This window comes from Porticoccaceae bacterium LTM1, from assembly GCA_030252795.1.
In the GTDB taxonomy this organism is placed as follows: Bacteria; Pseudomonadota; Gammaproteobacteria; order Pseudomonadales; family Porticoccaceae; genus SCSIO-12696.
The window spans coordinates 2,564,612-2,585,733 of the sequence record CP127080.1 but is presented as its reverse complement, the minus strand read 5'-3'; the positions used below and the strand labels follow the sequence as shown (position 1 = coordinate 2,585,733).

Genomic DNA, 21,122 nt, shown 5'->3' with positions numbered 1-21,122 from the left:
TATGGATATTAAAGAACTTCCAGAAGTAGCTAGTTGGCTTAAGCAATTCGATATGCCAGATCTATATTTAGCTGAATATATGCTTAAAAAACTAAGATATGTCAGTTTGGAAGAGTATGAGGCTTGGGTGCAAAGTTCCATTACCAATTTATTGTTAGATCTAGAAAAAAGAGATCATGGTAAGACGTCTGTTGCCATATTTCCTGTTACTAAAAACACTCAAAATGTATTTAATCAAGATAAAGAACTTAAAGCTGTAAATGATAGCAGTGGAAGGTTGGGGCATGCATTAAAAAACTTAGAAAGAAATATGACTAAGCATATTGAGCTTTCTCCAAGAGTTGATTCTATGAAAGCAAGGCGAGTGAAGCATATTATTTATGTTGATGATTTCACTGGCACAGGAAAACGATTTATAGATTTTTGGAATAAAGTGAGTCCAAGCATTAAATCTTGGTGTTCACATGGTTGGTGTGATATATGGTTTCTTACTTTTGCGGCACATAACGAAGGGTTAAAAAAGATAGTTCAAAAAGTAGGCCCTTTAAATCAAGATTCTATTAAATATGATCATTTAGTAACAGAGTCATTTATTAAGACTAATAAAAGTCTTAGCCAATTATGTCATAAATATGGTTCTAGGCTTTCGGATAGTGGTTCGATTGTTGGGTTTGGCAAGCAATTTAGCCCAATCGTATTTCAATACGGCTGCCCTAACAATGCGCCAGGTATTTTATGGTGCAAAGGCGATGCAGAGAAAAAATCTTTCAAACCTTTATTCCCTAATCGAAGTGTGCCTGTAAGTTTATTTCCCTTATTTCACAATAAGGTAACTGTTGGTGAAACAGCTGAAGATCTCTGGATGGCTAGAAACTACCAGTTGGCAGTTAATTTTTTAGAAAACGCAGATTTGTATAATGGGCATTTCGAAATTTTAACCATCTTATCTTATTTGAATGCAGGTAGAGGTCCTGAGAATGTCAGGGAGGTGATGGTTATGCCTGAAAGTAAGATCGAAGAGTTATTTGATGAGTTAAAATTATATGGTTTAATCGATGAAGTATTCAATGTTACACGGTTCGGAAAAGATGTACTTGTTAGAGGGAGTAAATTAAAATCTAAAAGAATTAAGGGTAAAAGAGAATATAATAATTTTTACCCTGCAACGTTTTTGGGGTTTCAGCGTGAAGTTTAGTTGTAATTGGGTGCTCGATTTTATATCAGTACTCAATACCAGCCTAGGCGGGTTTCAACAGAGGTTGTCTCTCGTCACTGGAAGAGTGCGGATTCCGTTACTCACTGGAATAGCCCTCGCAAAAGTGGAATATAGATCGCGTTTTAAAGCACGTGGTCTCCGCTTGGGGCTACACCAAGCCTTAGCTTTAAAACGCGATCTATACCCTCACTTACGTGAGGTGAAGTAAATGACACGCTGGAACCCCAAATCATATCTTAACGAAGGTCGAGGACACGGCTTTCAAGAAGACTACCTAAAAGAGCTCATTAAAGCTGGTAGGGTAATTACTAATAAAAATGTGCCTGTTATATTTTCATTATCACATTTAGCTAATTTGTCAGATACTCTTTATAAAGACTTACATGCATTTGTTTCAAGGCCGACAGAAGATGCTCAAGGCCTTGTATATAAAAGTTTTCCAATTAGAAAGCGGTCTGGCGGAAAACGTTGGATTTCAATTCCTTGTGAACAATTAATGGCAGTTCAAGACTTTATCGCTCAGGAAGTTTTAAATAATATAAAGCCTCACTCAGCTGCCATGGCATATGTACCGGGCTTGAATAACCCACTAAAGGCTAATGCTGAGAAACATATGCATGCTAAATGGATCCTTAAAATGGATATACAAAGCTTTTTTAGTAATATTTCTGAACGACAAGTTTATGATGTATTTAAATCACTAGGTTATCCGAATTTACTATCCTTTGAGATGGCAAGGTTATGTACCCGTATTACTCCAAAGCGAAAAGGTGATCGTTGGAATTCTGAGATAGACTTTTCTAAAAACCAATCGTACCAATGTTCTAAAATTGGAAGCCTTCCACAGGGTGCTCCTACCAGTTCAGCACTATCAAATTTAGTTTGCTTTGAAATGGACCAAGAACTTGAGAGTTTAGCTCATGTTCATGGTGCAGACTATTCAAGATATGCTGATGACTTATGTTTTTCTTTCTTAGATGCAAATAGACAGTCTGTCTATGAGTTCAAAAGACAAGCATCAAAGGTACTCTATAAAAATCATTTTAGAGAAAATAGGAAGAAAACCAGAATAATTCCACCTGGCTCAAGAAAAATTATTACAGGTGTTGTGATTGATAGCGGTAAAACAACTATTCCAAGAGAGTTAAGGGACAGGATTCGCATGCACCTATACTACTGTAAAAAGGTTGGTATCCCTGAGCATTGTAAGCAAAAGGGATTTAGGTCTGTTTTGGGATTTAGGAACCATCTTTACGGGTTGATCATGTATGTTCGCTCGATCAATGAAGTCCAAGGTGACTCATTTCTTCAAGAGTTTAACAAATTGCCTTGGTTAGATTTTAATATTTAAATAAGAATTAGATTATGAGCGCAGCAGAAATCGTCAACAAAGTCTGGAATTACGCCCACGTATTACGTGATGACGGTGTAGGTTACGGCGACTACGTCGAACAGATTACTTTTCTTATCTTTTTAAAAATGGCTGATGAGCGTGAAAGCGCTGGTCAAACTGTGGCTGTGCCTGATAAATATAGCTGGTCAAGGTTGGTTAAGCTCGATGGTGATGCCTTAGAGATTCAATACCGCCATACCTTGGAAGAGTTGGGTAAACAAGGCGGTATGTTAGGCACTATCTTCCGTAAGGCACAAAACAAAATACAAGACCCAGCCAAGCTGGAACGCCTAATCAAAATGATCGAGAAAGAAGCCTGGTCGACTTTGCCGGTGGATGTAAAAGGCGAAATCTACGAAGGCTTGTTAGAGCGTAACGCACAAGATGTGAAAGGCGGTGCCGGCCAATACTTTACCCCTCGCCCGTTAATTGAAGCCATGGTAGAGGTGATGCAGCCGGTTGTAATGGATACCGTGGCCGACCCAGCCTGTGGTACAGGTGGTTTTTTGCTGGCGGCTTATGACTATATGGCGACTCAAGCCAAGTCGAAAAAAGAGCAGAAGCACCTGCGTGAAAACGCCGTACGCGGTAACGACATTGTCGATAGTGTTACCCGTTTATGTGCCATGAACTTATACCTGCATGGCATCGGCAGCGCCGATGGTGAGTGCCCGGTAATCAGTCAGGATGCCTTGGCCAAAGAAGTGGGCGATAACGACCGTGTGGATATTGTGCTAGCCAATCCACCTTTCGGTAAAAAAAGCTCTATTACAGTAATTAACGAAAAGTCTGGTAAAGCCGAATCCGAAAAACTCACTTATGAGCGCACCGACTTTTGGGCTACCACCTCCAACAAACAACTTAACTTCGTGCAGCATATCGCCAATATGCTAAAAATCGACGGCAAAGCCGCAGTGGTTGTTCCCGATAACGTCCTATTTGAGGGAGGTGCCGGCGAAACCATCCGTAAAAACCTGTTAGAACGTTGCAATTTACACACCATACTGCGCCTACCCACAGGCATCTTCTACGCCCAAGGCGTAAAGGCAAACGTCATCTTCTTTGATGCCAAGCCTGCCGCAAAAACACCGTGGACTAAAAAGCTTTGGGTATATGACTACAGAACCAATGTACATAAAACATTGAAGCAAAATCGCCTTAAAAAAGATGACTTCTCGGAGTTTGTTGATTGTTACAAGGCTGGTGAACTCAATAAACGAAGAGAATCCAAACATAAAGAGCGCTGGAAGTCTTATACCTACGACGAGCTGATCTCCAGGGATAAAACGAATTTGGATATCTTTTGGTTGAAGGATGAATCACTGGAAGATACCGAAAACCTTCCGGCACCTGAAATTCTTGCCCAGGAAATAGTGGAGCAGCTAGAAGCGGCACTTGAGGAATTTCGCTCTGTTGAAGCGGTACTTATGGAAGATTCAGTTTAATAGCAGTGGTATCGATAGTTTGAAACCTTTATCGGATATATCGAAAGTAGATGCTCGTAATAGCCACTATGTGGTTATTGATCGAGCAACGGGTAGTCAGCGATCATTAACATTAGAGGATCATTATTCTCAAGTCGCCCAATTTGAGTTGCATTCAATGGTGCCCGCTAAGATTTCATCTCAATATGGGATTGCACGAAATATCTACGTCTATGCCTGGTATGTTTATGAGTTTTTTAATGTGGCTGAAGCGAAAGTTCTTACAGTCCTAGAGTTGGCATTGAAGGACCGGGTAGGCGATAAGGAGTTGAAAAACTATATACGAGATCGGAAACAGCAGCATTTCGATCAGACTGGAAAGAAGCTAGGAATTAGGCAAGGCCTAAAGACTCTGATGGAATATAGCCGCGATAACAAATTGGTGGCTAATAATGGCTTTTCAGCATGGCACCGTCATGCTACTAGGCAGGCTTATTATACGACTCAACGTGAACAGTGGGAGTGGGCTGAGGCAGAGATGGCCAAAACGGGTAAAGATGAAATCGAGCTTCCAATAATAGAGGTTGAACAACTTCCGCCTGACGAAAATTATGATCATGTTCAGTTTTTGATTGATCACACTAACAAAATCCGAAACACGTACGCCCACGGAACCGCCATGTTGCATGATCAGGTTTTGGGCAGCTTTGAAATGGTATCGGAGTTTATTAATCAGTTGTACTCAGATAGGGAATAAAGAATGAGTAATACCTGGATGGTTCGTGCCGGTCGAGGCGGGATTATTAGCGAAGATTTTGCTAAAGGCTATGTGGCCATTGGTTGGTCACAGCTGGGTGATTTAACCCAATACAAAACTGATGAATCATTGCGTTCTCGCTATATTGAAATTTACGGCAATGATAAACCCAGTAAAACGGCTAATGCCGTGGCGATGATTTTGAAGTTTCGTGATCAGATTTCATCTGGTGATATTGTGGTTAGCTACAATCCGGAAACTCGCGAATACATGGTTGGTAGAGATCTCGGGCAGTACAGTTATCAGCCAGAAGTGATTGAGGGCTATGCTAATCTGAGAAAAGTTGAATGGCTGGGTTCTGTTGGGCGCGATGCATTATCTACCAAAGCCCGAAACTCACTGGGTTCCGTGTTAACTCTATTTGCGGTAAGTGAAGAAGTTGCCCAAGAGATGCTTGTGGTGTTAGAAGGAAGGTCTGTTAAGCAAGAGTCAAAGCAGGATCAACCAGAGCTGGAAGAAACGACTCAGTTAAAGGATGACACGGTAGCGCAAAGCCATGAATTGATTAAAGACAAAGTGGCTGCTCTTAATCCCGATGAGATGGAAGAATTGGTTGCTGCAATATTGCGCGCCATGGGCTACAAGGCCAAAGTATCGCCAAAAGGCCCTGATCGTGGTGTTGATGTTATTGCTTCGCCGGATGGTTTGGGGCTCACTCAACCAAGGATTAAGGCTGAAGTAAAGCATCGCAGCGGCTCTATGGGCGCTTCTGCAATAAGAGGTTTTATTGGGGCACTTCGCGAAGGGGATTCCGGCTTGTTTGTAAGCACGGGTGGCTTCTCTCGTGAAGCGAGATATGAAGCGGATCGTTCAACTTTTCCTTTGACACTAGTTGATCTCGATGACATAGCCGACTTAATCGTCAGTCACTATGAGAACTTTGATTTGGATGGGAGAGTTTTAGTGCCTCTTGTTCGGATTTACTGGCCCGTGGATTAATATCCTCTATAAGTTTGCTAATTACTGCTGGACTAGTTGGGAAACTGGTTTATGACTGATCGTTACCAAGCTTCGGGAACCGTGGAAGGCCAATATCAACCTGGCTCGAATGAGCGTGTGTTGCGAAACAAGTTGGGCATTACTGATCCAGCTGAAATGGATGATATCGAGCTGGATTTGCTTGAACAACTCTACGATGTGGTTTTAGGTGAAGTTGAAAATGATCAGGTTATTACCGTAGAGGAAATTTTTGAATGGCATCGAAAGTGGTTGGGCAATGTTTATGAATGGGCAGGCAATCAACGTTCGGTTAATCTGGCGAAAGATGATTTCCATTTTGCGTCTGCCAGACAAATTCCATATTGTTTAAAAGAGCTGGACGAAAAGTTTTTGTCTAAGTACACCCCTTGCTTTGAAATGGACGATGAATCGTTAATTGAGGCAATTGCAGTCGTTCATGTGGAGCTGATTATCGTCCATCCATTTCGAGAGGGAAATGGCAGAATTTCACGTCTGTTGGCAAACGTCATGGCACTTCAGGCTAATAAGCCGGAACTGGACTATTCGAGTTGGGATTTAGATAGAGATAAATACTTTTCAGCTATTCAAGCTGGAATGGATTGTAATTATGAGTCTATGAAACAACTTGTTAGGCAAGCGTTACGCGACGCGGAGCAGACTGCTTTCGAATAAGCTTTGCTTCAATTGCTGAAACAGACTCGCGAGTTTCAATAGCAGTAGAGCTGGCAATCGACCTAACACGCATTTTACGCGAAGATCGTTCTTTGCTCAGATAGATATTGGTGGATTTAAGGGTCTTATCGCTCATAGGCGTTAGTATAGCCGACTTTGGGCGAAATTTAAACAACGGGTCAAATAAATAACTTAATAAAATCAATTGGTTATAGGGTATGTGGTGGCGTGATAAGGGGTTGAAATTCTTGGTTTTTAAATAAGCATCTACGGTCCATTTATCCCGATAATCCACCCGAGAAGTAACGGGAGGCAAAAGTAGGGCAACTCCTGTTTCTCGAAACGAGTCGGCAAAGGTCAGAGCATTGCGGCCGCTTATGTATCCTGCAAGGTGACCAATCAATTAGCCATGCAGCGTTAGTTCGAGAAAATTAACACACATCAGTGTAGTGACTACTCATTCGCTATCGTCCAGCAAGTTTTGCCAAGGCCCATCGGACAGGCTTTTGGGTGTCTTTGGTTTTGTGCTGTCGTTCGATTCAGAGTCGTTCTCCAAAACAGCCAGAACTGCATTCAGCTTTTCCTGCGGGATCAACATCAGTTGGCTGTTCAAGCCCTTGTCTATCAACTCGACAATGTCCTGCCTAGCCAGGAAAGCAACGAATATGTTGCACTTGCTTGGTGAGCCGAATAGCAAATTTATTCGGCTCATATCTAATTAAAACAATGGGTTAAAGGTAGGTTTGAAGAGCTGAAAGGGTATTGTTGGGAATAACTTTGGTCTAGTACTGCTAGCTAGTGGCTTGGATATGGCTTCGTTGTTCAGGTGGGAATGTAATATGGTTGTACTCCTTATGTTCAATGTTATGTGTTGTTCATTAATTGTGAACATGATATAAAGGTGGACGCGTCTTCATTTGTGCAATTCAACGTAATGAAGGCTAGCAATCGATCTTCAGGTAATTAGTGCGATATGAACAGACAGGCGAGGAATCAGGACATACTGACTGCAGCCATCAAAGCACTTCATCGTGAGGTGGGCTTGCAGCTGCTGGTGATCGAGTGCGAAGCTGAGGCAGGCGATAAGCACGCCGATGCAATCATTCAGCTACCTGAGGTAGCAACTCGCCTGGCGGTAGAAGTTAAAAAATGGACGGCACATGCCAATCTCGGGGTTGTTATCAATCGTATCAACCAGATTGCAGAACCTGGTTGCGGCATGCTGGTAGCCGATTATGTGAACCCTAAAATGTGTGAGGAGCTGAAGAAGGCAGGCGTACAGTTCATCGATACCGTGGGCAATGCATATATCAACCAGCCGCCGGTTTTCGTCTATGCAAAAGGCAATAAGCCTACACCAGAAGCTCAAGCCAGGAAAAAGGCCAAAACGGGCAGGGCATTCCATCTTGCAGGAATGAAAGTTGTACTGGCTTTCCTCAGGGATAAAGAATTTATTGAAGCGAAATACCGGGCCATAGCAGAGAAAGCTCAAGTGGCTTTAGGGGCTGTTGGGCCTGTGATCAATGATCTGATTGCACAGGACATGGTATTAGAAGGTATGGAAAAGAACCAACGACAACTGGCAGATTTTGATCGGTTGTTGGATAAATGGGTCGAGGTGTATCCATATAAGCTGAAGGAAAAATACTGGATAGGCACATTCACCACGGATGATCCTGACTGGTGGAAGACAATCAATCCCGAAAAGTTTAACGCTGTTTGGGGGGGGGAAGTAGCAGCGAACAAATACACCGATTACCTGACTCCCAAAAATGCGACGGTGTATATCAATAAAGTTGATATGGCAAAGTTCTTGCGGGCAGCTCGGCTGCGAAAGCCTGGGCCGCATGAGCACCCGGAAGTTCGAGTTGATCTGATAGAACCGTTCTGGGATACGGTGCCAGTCAATGAGGAAAAGAAAGGTTTAGCGCCTCCTATTATCACCTATGCGGATCTACTGGAAACTGCCGATCCGCGCAACCTCGACACAGCGAACAGAATTCGTGAAAAGTACATCAATTGATATAACAGGAAAGTTACCCAAAGGGCTGGTCGAGATTTACAGCGACATTGCTGCACACACCAGTGCACTTGGCATTGATTACCTTGTTGTTGGGGCTATGGCACGAGACCTGGTTCTGGTGCATGGATATGGATCGACAATAGAACGAGGCACTCGAGACATTGACTTTGGGATTAATGTAGCAAGCTGGGAAGACTTTGATGCTCTTGGGAAACGCATACTCGAAGCTGGTTATGAGCCCGATTCAAAACAATGGCACCGATTTTCTTGTCGGGATGAAGAAGGGCTGCCGTGGGAGATTGATATTCTGCCCTTTGGTGCAATAGCGGATAAAGATGCGACTATCAGTTGGCCACCGAAGCAAGAGTCTTTAATGACAGTGCTTGGATTTGCTGAGGCCGCTGAAAACGCGTTGGCTGTAACAATAAATCATGACCCAAAAATCGTTATCCCGGTCGCTTCACCAGTAGGGGTTAGTATCCTGAAATTGGTTTCATGGACTGAGCGCGTCGAGTTTAAAGGGAAAGATGCATCAGATTTTCAATACCTGATAAGAAGTTACACCAATATCCCGGAAATCAACGACGCCATTTATCAGGATGGGCAAATGGAGGCTCAAGCGTGGGATGAGGGCAAGGCCAGCGCCATGAAGCTCGGGCAGGATGCTAACGCTGTTGTTTTGCCAAAAACACGAGAATACCTGAGGCGTGAACTCTTTGATCAAACTGACAAAGTGGATCAGTTTGCTCGGGACATGGAGCGTGGCAGTAATAGTGATTTGGCGGAATGCTCAGAGTGGCTGGCAATATTTACTGAGACGTTCCTGGCTAATAGTTAAGCACTGCTGAGTCGGCCAAGCTGTGTAGAGAGGGGGCGGATAAAATAGGTTCGGCAGATGTTACATGCATAAGCTGCATTAGGTTGGGTTGTGTCAAAATTGAATTAAATAAGGATATAAAAAACAAATAGATATATGTATTTCAACATCCGCCTCCTCGCTTAACCAACAACCTCAACTCCAAAACCGCCCCATTCTGTGACCCCCATCACCCTTTCCCGCAATTTAAATGCAACCTTTCCTCCCTTCCCGTCGTGATAGGTATGAAAGCGTCCTGTTAAGGACACACATATTTACTCGTAAAACATGATCCAAGGGGAAAGGCTTATGTGGTTTAAGAAACCAATTGCAGTAGCAGTAATTGCCGTATTGGGCAGCAGTGTTTCAGCAGTGGCAATGGCGGAAGATGCCGGCCAGGCGCTGGATAAGGTTGCTGATGAGTTCAGTGATTTTGCCGGTGACAATTCACAAACTCTGGTTGAGTCACTGCGCAATGGCGACGATCTCAGCTACGAAATCGAAGTTGAGAAGACGGTTGTGGACGCGGATGGCAATCCGGTCATGGTGGATGTGCTGGATGCCGACGGCAACCAGACGTTTGATGCCGATGGCAATGTGATCCAAACCGAGAAGACCGAGCTGGTTACCGAAGTAGTTACCGTTGAGAATGCCAATGGCCCTATGGGGGTTGGTGAGGTAACTCTGGCTCTGGGCCTCGCTGATGCGTTGCTGGAAGACGGTGCGACTCTTGAGGAGATCACCCTGGCGCTGTACAACGCTGAAACCGGTGGCGGTATTCTCGACATGCGTGCTTCCGGCATGGGTTGGGGGGAGATCTTCAAGTCCTTCGATATGAAGGTTGGTGAGGTTATGCGTGGCCTTAAATCCCAGGCACCGGCACAGGCTGCCTTCAAGGCTGAGCGTGCTGCTGCAAAAGCGGATCGTGCGGAGCGTGGATCTTCATCGAATCGCCCGGAACGAGCGGAGCGTCCTGAGAAGCCGGAAAAACCTGAAAAACCGGAAAAGCCAGAGCGCGCTGATCGTCCAGACCGTCCTGAAAGACCGGGACGCGGTTAATCGCTTCCTTGCAGGTGACTGTGGGGTAGTCGTACACTCAATCTACTCCACGTTGAAACAGCCCGTGCACGGGCTGTTTCACTTTTTCTTTGTGACACAGTTATCTAAGAATCGCGTCAGTAATGGGATTTTTGACTTTAAAAAGCCAAGAAAAAGCGACCGCTGATCAATTTGATCGGTTGGTGCGCCCGCATATCCCTGCACTTTATCGAATGGCCTATAAATTGGCCGGATCCCAATTCGACGCGGAAGATATTGTTCAGGATGTATTGATTAAGCTGTATCCCAAAACGGCGGAAATGGCTGAAGTGGAGCAGTTGGAGCCCTGGTTAAAGCGCGTCGTATACAACCAGTTTGTTGATCTCAGCCGCCGCCAAAAACGCAATCCTGCCAGTTATCAAAATAGTGATACCCCGGAAGATCCGGATAGCCTGGAGCAGCAACCAGCTTCGACACCGGGTCCGGAAAAGAGTGTACAAAACTCACAGCAGTCGCAAGTTATAGAGCAGGCATTGTCGACCCTGAGTCACGATAATAGGGTGCTGGTGGTAATGCATCTGATCGAGGGGTTTACCCTGCAAGAAGTTTCCGAATTGATTGATGTGCCATTAGGTACTCTTAAATCCCGTTTGCACCGGGTAAAAGCGGAACTTAAAAAAAGCCTTCGAGTGGAACCTTTTGCTGGTGCCAAGCGTGTTATAGGTAGAGGTGGTCATCATGAAATGTTTTGAGGTACAACAAAAAATACAGCAGAGCGGTGCAGCTGACGGATTGCAGCAGCACCTCGTAAACTGTGACCTCTGCAAACACTTTTACAGTGACTACCAACTGGCTCAGCAATTAAATGCTTTTCAGCCTGCACCGAGTGACGATTTTGCCGACCGCTGCATCGCCAAAGCAGTAAAGGAAAATACCCGTTCCGTAAAACGCTCTTCAACCTATTGGCCAGTAGCTGCGGCACTGGTTGTTGGAATTTTGATTGGCTCTATAGGGTCAATGGATTTTAACGGTAGTGATCCAACTGTTGCAGATGCTGTGGTACCCCAAGTGGCAGAACCGATAGCGCTGCAGGTAAATGAAATCAAAATGGTGAATGTAGTTATCGACAGCGATGTTCACCTGCCGTCGTCCACTATTACGGTTTCTCTGGCGGATAACATGACTATCGAAGGCTATCCGGCATCGCAGCAATTAAGCTGGGAAACTGAACTGCTGCAAGGCAAAAATCTTCTTACCTTGCCTGTAGTGATGAACTCGGATGAAGAGGGATATATGGAAATTTCCTATAGCTCGAATGGGGAAGTGCAAAGTGTTCGGGTGAATGTCAGCGCGGCCGAACTGGCAGCCAGTGCCTAGCAGAAAGTGATAAACGTTATGAAAAGATTATCCTTATTAATCACAGCAGGGATGTTCACAGGACTGGCATTGGCTGACGGGAAAGGCACAAGCTCAATTACCATCTTGAAGGAAGGCGAGGTGCCGAAGGGGATCGTGCATAAGGTATCCCTGCCACCCAAACCTGAAAAAATCGAACGACCCGGTGTGGTCGATGTTGCAGGGGACAGACCTCAACTTGCAGCGCCTGAAAAAGCGCAAGGCGCGGGTATCTCTGAAGTGGTTAAGTCTGAAGCTGGCCAACAAGCAGGTATCCATGTCCCTGAGAGTGTGGGCAATGAACATACTGAAAATGCTGGCAGGGGAGCGGCTGAGCTCAAGGGCGCAAATGCAGAACAGAATCCTTCTGAGCAGAAGACTCCTGTATTTGAAGGTATTTCTGTTCCCGACAGAAAGCCAGAATCTGTTGAAAGAGGGGGGAGGCCCGAACGTGCTGAACCGGCTGCTCGACCGGAACGTCCGGAGCGTGTAGAAAAACCAGATACCCCCGAAAGGCCGGAGAAGCCAGAAAAACCCGAAAGGCCTGGGCGCAATTAATTTCCCTCTTTAATAAGCCTCGCAGGTATTCATGGAAGGTGTCGGTATAAGCATCGATGCCTTACAGATTTGAACTTCCCCAAGTTAACGGATCCATGCACCTGCATATCCATCTAACGTGGTACGACTGTCGTTCGCCACCAGTACTTGTGTCAGAGTTCCCAAAACAGCCCCGTTCTTCGTTTTAGTAGATAAGCCATCGGCCCAGAGTGCCAATAATCCAATTGAAGAATGCCGAGGTGTATTGCCGGGACAATGGTTGTCCCTAGTACCAAGTTTTGTGAGGAATCTTATGAAGAAACGTTTCTGCTTAATGCCTGTGCTGCTGCTATTGGCGTTGCTGGGGTCTGTGGCAAATGCCAGTGTTCCACCGGTGTTTGTCGATATGGAATACGAAGAGGCGGCCAAACGCGCTGCCGACGAAAACAAGCTCCTGATTCTGGATGCGATGACCAGCTGGTGTGGTCCCTGCAAGCAGATGGACAAAACCACTTGGGTTGATGCCGATCTGGTTAAATGGCTTGAGGCCAATGCGATCTCTATCCAGCTGGATATGGATGAGCACGAAGCGTTGAAGGATGAACTAGGCATAACTGCTTTCCCAACCATTATCGCCTTTAAGGGGGATCTGCAAGATCGTGTAGTGGGGCTGCAGAGCGCCGCTTTTATGATGGAGTGGCTGAGAGCTTTACAAAAGGGCGAGACACGAGGGCAAGCACTATTGAAGCAGCTTGCAGATGTGCAGAAAGGTGCTATCCAGATGTCTGTTGCTGACCGTGCAGAACTCACCAGCGAATTGATTAATAGCAAATTCTACGAACCGGCTCTGGAGGAATGGAAGTGGCTTTGGGAAAACACTGGCGAGGAAAAGAGCAGCTATGGTTTCCCGTTAAAAAATATGCTTCCGGGTATTCTGAACAGCATCGTGCGGGGTCATGAGCCTGCTCGTGCCGTGGCCAAACAGTGCTTTGACGAGATAACTCAGGAAGTTGCAAAGTCTCCCACAAGAGACACTCTGGGCATGTGGCGACAGTTTGCCAACATGGCCGGAAAGACTGAAACTGTAGTCAATTGGGGACAGCGCATGGCTGAAACCAAAAAAGGGCAGGCTGTACTCAAGACCAGTGGCTTATTCGGGCTTTTTAGCGAACACGGTGCCTGGAAAGCGGCGGGCTACAGTATTGGTGATAAAAACACCAAAGGCTACATCGAAGCTTACGCACATTTAGTTGCCAAAAATAATGGCACAGAGCCTCCTGCTGGCAGTCCGGGCATGTACCCGGGGGTACGTTCAGAGGGGCGCACACAACCTGAACAAATCGATTTCCAGATGCGATCTGAAGGTGCGGAGCGTTATGTTTCATTGCTGAGTGTGGGTCGTACAGCGGAGGCCAACGATGTGGCTGAGTTCCTGTTCAAATACGCAGGTGACAAAAAGGCTGCTCACGCCGCTGTTGTTGACTATGCGTTGAGAGCAGGTGTTTTTGATAAGGCTGCTGAACAGCACCGCCAGTGGCTTTGGGAGGTCTGGAAGTAAGGTTTTCCGGTTGATTGATTTGTGTCCATTCGGAATCTGGCGTCATTCCCGCCTTCGCGGGAATGACGCTCTGGGCTATTTGTGCTGTTTCCGGGTGGATACTAATTAAAAGCCCATCGGGGAATGACATTGAAATACTATCCTTTCCAGTCGCCCGCTCGTGGCGATTTATAAAAGCTTTGCTACACTTCTAGAGCTCTCCGAGCACCCTCATCCAACTACCTGATATGAGGAATCTATCATGCACAAGTATGTGATCATTGCCCTCTCTTTTCTTGCAGTTTCATTGCTTTCATATTTCGCCATCGGCGAGGACGCAGTCAAGGCAGACCCCGAGCACTACACCGTGGTACTTGAAAACGACAAGGTTCGAGTAATTAAAATCCAGTACGGGCCAGGTGAAAAGTCGGTTATGCATACCCACGGCCCCAATGTTTCCATCGCTATGACAGAGAATAAGGTCAGAATGAATCTTCCCGACGGTACTTCCGAGGAGTACACCTTAAAAGTAGGTGAGCCCATGTGGAGTGATCAAGAGGAACACCTTCCTGAAAACCTGAGTGACAGTCCGTTGGAAGTGATTCTGGTGGAAATTAAAGAGTAACTTTCTGGTAATTTATGAGCCAGGCCAGCACAGATAAGTCATTGTAAAATGTGCATTGTCTGGCTCTTTATTTAGTCAGCATCACGTTGTATTCGTCGCCTTGCAAATCCCACCGACTCAAAGCCGGCTTCAGGTTGCTATAATGCCCCACCTAATTGATTCACCGAATAACTTCGACAGGATTCCCAATGCTTAAAGCCCTTTTCTTCGATATGGACGATACGCTGTGTGATACCAATGCCGCCAATGAGAAGGCCAAAGAGCTGATGGGGCGTTCGATAGAGGCACTGACGGACCGCGATATCAACGGCAAAGCCATCGCTGATGAGTATGTCACTCTGATCTACCGGGAGTGGACTGACGTACAGCGTGAGCGCTATATGCCGATAATTGAGCAGCAGAGCGAAGAAGCATTTCGCAAACAGGTAATTCGCGATTTGCTGGAGGCCAATGGTATTGAGCAGTTGGATGACCAGACCATCGAAGATCTCCAGACCAGTTTTGATGATGACCGGCTGGTGGCATTTGATTTCTATCCGGGAATTGCCGAGTTTTTGGCCGAGGCTCGCCAGTTCTTTACCCTGGTGGTTATCACCAATGGGCCGGAATTTTCGCAGATACCCAAGATTCGTCGAGTGAATCTCGCCAGGCATGTCGATCACATTATTATCGGTGGCCAGGAGCCGGAGCCAAAACCCAATCGCTCAATTTTTGAAAAAGCGATGCGACTGGCGGATTGCGAAGCGCACGAGGCGGTACATGTGGGTGACAGCCTGCGCGCGGATATTGCCGGCGCCCTGAATAGCGGGATTACCTCTATTTGGGTCCAACACCAGCAGCCACTGGATGCAGAACTGGGAATTGATCCCCACCACACTGTGTTGCACCCTGACGAGATACCGGAGTTGATTCAGCGTATTCACCGCGGAGAGTAGTTGTTTGCGTGAGAGGTTAAGTCACTGGTTTGCCGCGTCGTTTCACTCCTCGTAATGACGATGGAATCCACCTACATAATCGCATGAACAATAAATTTCTGAATCGGGTCATCCACGGATGGTGATGCGATTGCCGGAGTGATGTACTTCGGTTTATTCAAATAACCTTTTCCAACCAGCCGACTAATGATCGGCAAATGTTCCAGGGAGACTTTTCCGCACAGCAAGTTTTGGAAATTAGTTTCAGTTTCGTATGCATTGAGCATCTGGTGCAGACCCTGCAGGTACAAGTAATCCTTGGTGAAGCCGCCGCCGCGGTAAACCCGTGCTGTGATGGTAAATGCGTCGTTGTCGGAAACCTGATACTCCTCTTTCAGCATTAAAAATGTGCGCTTGAAATCTTTCTCCTGCAGCATCGATTTAACTGCCAATACTCGCAGGGCGAGAATTTTCAGGCGTGGCAGTGTCATGCAGCCGGCCAGGTACTCGCTGAGAATTGCGATACCTTCCTGGGTCATGGTGTTCACGGGGCAGCCCAGTGACAGTACTTTTAATGGCTGGTTGCGCGCATTTAAAGTGGTAACCAGGTGTACACCCAATTCGTGGTGCGCCAGAGCCCTCATTTCGGTTTCGGTCACTTGCGCCGCTGTGTTGATTTTTACTGTTAGACCGGTGACCAGGGCGTTGGCGATCATTTTATCATCCAGTTTCACCTGGTGTTCATAGCCGTGCTCTTTGGCAAAGGCAATCAAGTGTTTGGAAAGCTGCTTTGCATTTACCGGCACCGGATCTTTTTCGTTCATGGAGGCGGGCAGGTGCAGGATAAATTCGGCATTGCGAATGTCCTTTTCGCTTGGCTCACCAAAATAGCGCAGTGAGTCGTAAACAAGGTTTGATGTGCCGATGGAATTGTATTGCTCCACTTTGTCGGCATAGGATTCAATGACGTCACTGTAGAGGTTAACCAGATCTTCATCTTTAAGCTTTTCAACCGGCAAACTGTAAAGCTTACGCTTCAGCTGAAATGAGTCGATGGCGTTTTGTTTATAAGTAAATGTCGGTGACTTCTTGTAGTTGGTTTCAAAAAAAGTCTGCTTCTGCGTCTTGTAATTGAGTGGTGCGATTACATCCAGAATGCTGATGTTGTCAGCCAGTTCAAACAGGGCGCTATCCAGCGCTTGTACTTTTGCCCAATGGGGAGGATGTGCGGGCTTTTTAGCGGTCATGGTGTTCTCGCCAAAGGGAGGATGAATGCCGCTATCTTCGGGCTGATAGGGGATTCGGTCAAGCGTTGTGATGGCTTTGGGAAGACACACCTTTTCAGTCGTCATTCGGTTGTCTTTTGAAAAAAGCCCTTTAAAAAGTAGGGTGATAGCCCCTACAATCGACCCACTTTTCATAACCATAACAGTGATCACTATGAACAATTTCAAGATTTTGGCGCTCTCAGCGGCGATCGCTTTGGCCGGATGTGACTCCTCTAAGAATGAAACCGCACCTGAACAGGCTGCCGCCAAGCCAGCAGCTGAGGCGACACAGCCCGAGTTCCAGTGGGTGGCGGAGAAGTTTGCCGATGTTCAACTGATTCGTTACCAGATTCCTGGCTGGGACAAGCTGACCCTGCAACAGAAGCAGCTGGCTTACTACCTGACCCAAGCCGGTTATGAAGGCCGTGACATTATCTGGGACCAGAACTACCGTCACAACCTGACTATTCGCAATGCGCTGGAATCAATTATTCGCAGCTACCAGGGTGACAAGGCAAGCGATGACTGGAAAGCCTTTGAGACTTACACCAAGCGAGTGTGGTTCTCCAACGGTATTCACCACCATTACTCCATGGACAAGTTCAAGCCGGGTTTCAGTCGCGAGTACTTTGAGGGCCTGTTGAATGCTTCCGGCGCGGAACTTGGCGAAGAAGTTCTGACCGCTATTTTCGATCCAAGTGTTGATGCCAAGAAGGTAAGTCTCGATTCCAATAAGGATCTGCTGTTGGCGTCGGCCACTAACTTCTACGATCCCACGGTCTCGCAAAAAGATGCTGAAGCTTACTATGCAGCCAAAATCGACAAAGACGATCATGAGCCGATTTCATACGGCCTGAACTCCAAGCTGGTACGCAATGCGGACGGTGAGCTGGAAGAGCAGGTTTGGCACGTTGGTGGTATGTACGGTAGCGCCATTGAAAAAATCATTGGATGGCTGGAAAAAGCAGTAACCGTTGCGGAAAACCAGGAGCAGGCAGACGCCCTGAAACTGTTGATCGATTACTACCGCACCGGTGATCTGGAAACCTGGGATGCCTACAACATTGCCTGGGCTGGTGCTACCAAGGGCGATATCGATTACATCAACTCATTCATTGAGGTCTACAACGACCCGATGGGCTATCGCGGTTCCTACGAGAGCATTATTCAAATCAACGACTTTGCTGCGTCCGAGCAGATGGCAGTAGTGGCAGAAAATGCCCAGTGGTTTGAAGATAACTCCTCCATTGATGATGCGCATAAAAAACCAAACGTGGTGGGCGTGTCTTATAAGGTGGTGAATGTGGCCGGTGAAGCTGGTGATGCATCTCCGTCTACGCCAATCGGTGTAAACCTGCCAAACGCCAACTGGATTCGTTCTACACACGGTTCCAAATCGGTAAGTCTGGGCAATATCGTGTCTGCCTACGATGAGGCTCAAGGTGAAGGGCTGCTGGAAGAGTTTGCTTATACCAAAGAAGAAGTAGAGCGTTCGAAAAAGTATGCGTCCAAAGCCGGCAAACTGATGACCAGCCTGCACGAGGTTATCGGTCACGCCTCCGGTAAACTGAACCCGGGTGTCGGAACTCCCAAAGAGACCCTGAAAAACTATGCTTCCACCCTGGAAGAAGCCCGCGCCGACCTGGTTGCCCTGTACTTCCTGCCAGATCCAAAACTGATTGAAATGGGTGTAATGGATTCACTGGAAGTGGGTAAAGCCGAATATGACACCTATATTCGAAATGGCCTTATGCTGCAACTGCGTCGCCTTGAGCCGGGTGCCATTATTGAAGAGGCGCACATGCGCAATCGCCAATTGGTGGCTTCCTGGGCAATGGAGCACGGTGCTGTCGACAATGTCATTGAGCGTAAAGTTGAAAATGGTAAAACCTACTTTGTAATTAATGACTACGACAAGCTGCGCACCATTTTTGGTGCACTGCTGCGTGAAATTCAGCGTATAAAGTCGGAAGGCGATTACGAGGCGGGTAAAGCACTGGTTGAAAACTATGGAGTTCAGGTAGACCAGGCTATTCACCAAGAGGTTTTGGCCCGCTCCGAGAAGCTCGGTATTCCACCCTATGGTGGTTTCATCAACCCGCGTCTGGTACCGGTAATGGATGGAGAGCAGATGGTGGATGTGAAGGTTGAATACCCTGGGGACTTCAGCGCGCAAATGCTGGAGTACGCCGAGAAGTATGGCAACCTGCCGCTGGTTAACTAAGCATCAGCAGGTTCTTTCCAAAATCCCTCGTTGCGTAAGTAACGGGGGATTTTTTTTGAACGCTTTACAGAATACAGAAGCATGGTGTTAAGTTGGCCAGAAGCTTCTTAAGGTTCTGTTAAGTTTTTCAGGATAGGCTCGGCGTGAGTGCTATACCTATAAAAGCGACTTCTCCAACGGGATAATAAATGCGAATTTTACTGGTTGAGGATGATTTGCCACTGGCCCGGGGGCTGGAGCGGGCACTGGTGTCGGAGGGCTACGTTGTGGATGTAGTCAATACCGGGGAAGGTGCACTGTTTTTATTGGCAGAAAGCTCACCGGATATGGTCATTCTGGATATCGGCCTGCCCGATGTGGATGGTTTAACTGTACTCAAGCGCTTGCGGCCCGGCAAGCCGACCTTGCCTGTACTGTTGCTTACCGCCCGGGATTCTCTGGATGATAAAGTGGCCGGGTTGGATGGCGGTGCTGACGATTACCTTACCAAACCATTTGAGATGCCAGAGCTGATTGCACGTTTGCGAGTGATCGAGCGGCGAGCCACCAGTCAGTTAAATAACTGTATTACTCTCGACGATGTGACTCTCGATAAAGAAGCGCATCGCGTTTCAAAGTCGGAACAAGTGGTGGAGTTGTCGGGGAAAGAGTACAGCCTGCTGAAAGTGCTGATGGAAAATGCCGGGAAAATTCTCTCCAAGGAGCAACTGGAATCCAAACTGTACAGTTGGGGCGAGGATGTGGCCAGCAATACGGTGGAGGTGCATGTGCATCATTTGCGAAAAAAACTGGGTAAAACCTTCATCAAGAATGTACGTGGAATTGGCTACACCATAAGTAAATCATGACTTCAATTCGCCGATTTTTAATCGTAGTCTCCCTGGCCGTGATTGTGCTGGTTAACTTCATAGCCGCTCTGCAGGGCTATCGAACCGGTTTGGAAAATACCGAACAGCTGATGGATGACCAGCTCAGGGAGAAAGCCCAATTAATCGCCCAACTGGCGGGCAATAATTCGTCGCTGACGGTTTATAACGTTCCTGCACCAAATTTCTTCTTTCAGGTTTTTGATCAAAACCATCAACTGATTGCCCATTCGGAAATTGCTCCGATGGAGGTAGTTACAGACCATGAAGATGGATTCTCATCTATCAATGTTGGCGGCTATCGTTGGCGAAGTTTTCAGCTGAAACAGCCTGAATCCGGGTTGGGGATATTGGTCGCCGAGCGTATGGATAGTCGCTATTACCTGGCAGAAGGCATAGTGCTGAAAACCGTGATTCCAATTTTGTTGGGCATGCCTTTTTTGGCGCTTCTGGTATGGCTGCTGGTGACTCAGGGGTTGCGACCCTTAAGAAAATTAACAGCCCAGGTAGAGGGCAAGCAGTCCCAGGACCTGACGCCCATTGAATTGAAGAATGCCCCCAAGGAGTTGACTCCTTTGGTAGTGGCTATGAACAATCTGTTGAGGCGGCTCTCAGCAGCGTTTGAACGTGAAAAACGATTTTCCAGCGACGCTGCCCATGAGCTTCGCACACCTCTCAGTGCTCTCAAGGTGAATCTCTACAATTTGAGAAAAAGCTTGGCCACCGAAAGTGCCGATGCGGATGAGATGGAGCAAAGTGTATCTCGTATGTCCCACCTCATAGAACAATTGCTGCTGCTGTACCGAATGTCACCAGAGCAATTCCAGGGTAGCCTCGAAGAGGTAGATCTTTTGGCGATTACTCAACAAGTCGTGGTTGGACTCTACCCTGCCATGGAGAGCAAGCATCAGGAGATAATTCTGGATGGCGATTCCGTGCGGCTGCAGGGCGATGCATTTGCCTTGTCTACACTGGTAAAAAACCTGCTGGATAACGCCATCAAGTACACGCCGGATAACGGCGAGATCATCGTCACTGTCTATGAGAAGGGCGATATTATTCAGCTGCGAATTGAAGACAGTGGTATAGGTATTCCCGACGCGTTAAAAAGCCGGGTTCTGGAGCGCTTTTATCGCGTTGATGGTGATCAGCACAACTCCGGAGTACAGGGCTGTGGCCTGGGTTTGTCGATCGTGCAGCATATCGTAGACCTTCATCGCGGAAGGCTGGAGTTAAGTCGATCGCGATTTCCAACAGGCCTGAGAGTGGATGTTGAATTGCCTAAAAGCCAGGAGGTCGAGCGTGAAGACCGCTCTTAAAAATTATGGGCTGTTGTGTCTGGTGCTGCTGGCATTTT

Annotated in this window: 20 protein-coding genes; 18 read left to right on the top strand and 2 right to left on the bottom strand. The window is 46.7% G+C overall.

Annotated features, from left to right (window positions below; all coding sequences use genetic code 11):
- The first annotated feature begins 1 nt into the window (after position 1).
- The 6 genes from QP938_11270 (at position 2) to QP938_11245 (ending at position 6,482) form a co-directional block, all read left to right on the top strand.
- Positions 2 to 1,195 (top strand): hypothetical protein, encoded by a 1,194-nt coding sequence (locus QP938_11270; protein ID WIO73868.1) that lies wholly within the window; start codon positions 2 to 4, stop codon positions 1,193 to 1,195.
- Between the two features lie 229 nt (positions 1,196 to 1,424).
- On the top strand, positions 1,425 to 2,567 hold the full coding sequence (locus tag QP938_11265) for a reverse transcriptase family protein (GenBank protein ID WIO73867.1): 1,143 nt from the start codon (positions 1,425 to 1,427) through the stop codon (positions 2,565 to 2,567).
- A gap of 14 nt (positions 2,568 to 2,581) precedes the next feature.
- On the top strand, positions 2,582 to 4,054 hold the full coding sequence (locus tag QP938_11260; protein WIO73866.1) for a class I SAM-dependent DNA methyltransferase: 1,473 nt from the start codon (positions 2,582 to 2,584) through the stop codon (positions 4,052 to 4,054).
- Positions 4,023 to 4,790 carry a hypothetical protein gene (locus QP938_11255; protein ID WIO73865.1) on the top strand — a complete coding sequence of 256 codons (768 nt, stop codon included), beginning with the start codon at positions 4,023 to 4,025 and terminating at the stop codon, positions 4,788 to 4,790. The genes QP938_11260 and QP938_11255 overlap by 32 nt, the downstream gene beginning before the upstream one ends.
- 3 nt (positions 4,791 to 4,793) lie before the next feature.
- Positions 4,794 to 5,789 (top strand): restriction endonuclease, encoded by a 996-nt coding sequence (locus tag QP938_11250; protein ID WIO73864.1) that lies wholly within the window; start codon positions 4,794 to 4,796, stop codon positions 5,787 to 5,789.
- 51 nt (positions 5,790 to 5,840) lie between these two features.
- On the top strand, positions 5,841 to 6,482 hold the full coding sequence (locus tag QP938_11245) for a Fic family protein (GenBank protein WIO73863.1): 642 nt from the start codon (positions 5,841 to 5,843) through the stop codon (positions 6,480 to 6,482).
- A 457-nt stretch (positions 6,483 to 6,939) separates the two neighbouring features.
- Here the strand turns inward: QP938_11245 and QP938_11240 are convergent, their stop codons facing one another.
- A complete protein-coding gene (locus QP938_11240) occupies positions 6,940 to 7,095 on the bottom strand; it encodes a hypothetical protein (protein WIO73862.1) in 156 nt (51 codons plus the stop codon).
- Between the two features lie 360 nt (positions 7,096 to 7,455).
- Between QP938_11240 and QP938_11235 the strand changes: the two genes are divergently transcribed.
- The 9 genes from QP938_11235 to QP938_11195 all read left to right on the top strand — a co-directional run bounded on the left by QP938_11235 (position 7,456) and on the right by QP938_11195 (position 15,428).
- A complete protein-coding gene (locus QP938_11235) occupies positions 7,456 to 8,505 on the top strand; it encodes a type IV toxin-antitoxin system AbiEi family antitoxin (GenBank protein ID WIO73861.1) in 1,050 nt (349 codons plus the stop codon).
- Positions 8,486 to 9,343, top strand: coding sequence for a nucleotidyl transferase AbiEii/AbiGii toxin family protein (locus QP938_11230; protein ID WIO73860.1), 858 nt, complete (start codon positions 8,486 to 8,488; stop codon positions 9,341 to 9,343). The genes QP938_11235 and QP938_11230 overlap by 20 nt, the downstream gene beginning before the upstream one ends.
- Before the next feature lie 327 nt (positions 9,344 to 9,670).
- The gene (locus tag QP938_11225) at positions 9,671 to 10,420 is read left to right on the top strand and encodes a hypothetical protein (GenBank protein WIO73859.1); all 750 of its coding nucleotides are present in this window, start codon (positions 9,671 to 9,673) and stop codon (positions 10,418 to 10,420) included.
- Between the two features lie 131 nt (positions 10,421 to 10,551).
- Complete coding sequence (locus QP938_11220; protein WIO73858.1) at positions 10,552 to 11,151, top strand: RNA polymerase sigma factor; 600 nt, start codon at positions 10,552 to 10,554, stop codon at positions 11,149 to 11,151.
- A complete protein-coding gene (locus QP938_11215) occupies positions 11,138 to 11,776 on the top strand; it encodes a hypothetical protein (protein ID WIO73857.1) in 639 nt (212 codons plus the stop codon). The genes QP938_11220 and QP938_11215 overlap by 14 nt, the downstream gene beginning before the upstream one ends.
- A gap of 18 nt (positions 11,777 to 11,794) precedes the next feature.
- Positions 11,795 to 12,352 carry a hypothetical protein gene (locus QP938_11210; GenBank protein WIO73856.1) on the top strand — a complete coding sequence of 186 codons (558 nt, stop codon included), beginning with the start codon at positions 11,795 to 11,797 and terminating at the stop codon, positions 12,350 to 12,352.
- Between the two features lie 292 nt (positions 12,353 to 12,644).
- On the top strand, positions 12,645 to 13,889 hold the full coding sequence (locus QP938_11205; GenBank protein WIO73855.1) for a thioredoxin family protein: 1,245 nt from the start codon (positions 12,645 to 12,647) through the stop codon (positions 13,887 to 13,889).
- Positions 13,890 to 14,130: 241 nt separating this feature from the next.
- The gene (locus tag QP938_11200; protein ID WIO73854.1) at positions 14,131 to 14,493 is read left to right on the top strand and encodes a hypothetical protein; all 363 of its coding nucleotides are present in this window, start codon (positions 14,131 to 14,133) and stop codon (positions 14,491 to 14,493) included.
- Between the two features lie 188 nt (positions 14,494 to 14,681).
- On the top strand, positions 14,682 to 15,428 hold the full coding sequence (locus QP938_11195; GenBank protein ID WIO73853.1) for an HAD family hydrolase: 747 nt from the start codon (positions 14,682 to 14,684) through the stop codon (positions 15,426 to 15,428).
- Between the two features lie 71 nt (positions 15,429 to 15,499).
- Here the strand turns inward: QP938_11195 and QP938_11190 are convergent, their stop codons facing one another.
- Positions 15,500 to 16,759 (bottom strand): flavohemoglobin expression-modulating QEGLA motif protein, encoded by a 1,260-nt coding sequence (locus tag QP938_11190; protein ID WIO73852.1) that lies wholly within the window; start codon positions 16,757 to 16,759, stop codon positions 15,500 to 15,502.
- An 88-nt stretch (positions 16,760 to 16,847) separates the two neighbouring features.
- Here QP938_11190 and QP938_11185 point away from each other — a divergent pair, with 88 nt between their 5' ends.
- The 3 genes from QP938_11185 to QP938_11175 all read left to right on the top strand — a co-directional run bounded on the left by QP938_11185 (position 16,848) and on the right by QP938_11175 (position 21,084).
- Positions 16,848 to 18,899 carry a hypothetical protein gene (locus QP938_11185; protein WIO73851.1) on the top strand — a complete coding sequence of 684 codons (2,052 nt, stop codon included), beginning with the start codon at positions 16,848 to 16,850 and terminating at the stop codon, positions 18,897 to 18,899.
- 188 nt (positions 18,900 to 19,087) lie between these two features.
- Positions 19,088 to 19,747, top strand: a complete 660-nt coding sequence (locus QP938_11180) for a response regulator (protein WIO73850.1) — start codon at positions 19,088 to 19,090, stop codon at positions 19,745 to 19,747.
- Positions 19,744 to 21,084 carry an ATP-binding protein gene (locus QP938_11175; GenBank protein WIO73849.1) on the top strand — a complete coding sequence of 447 codons (1,341 nt, stop codon included), beginning with the start codon at positions 19,744 to 19,746 and terminating at the stop codon, positions 21,082 to 21,084. Before QP938_11180 ends, QP938_11175 begins: the two co-directional genes overlap by 4 nt.
- The last annotated feature ends 38 nt before the right edge of the window (positions 21,085 to 21,122 follow it).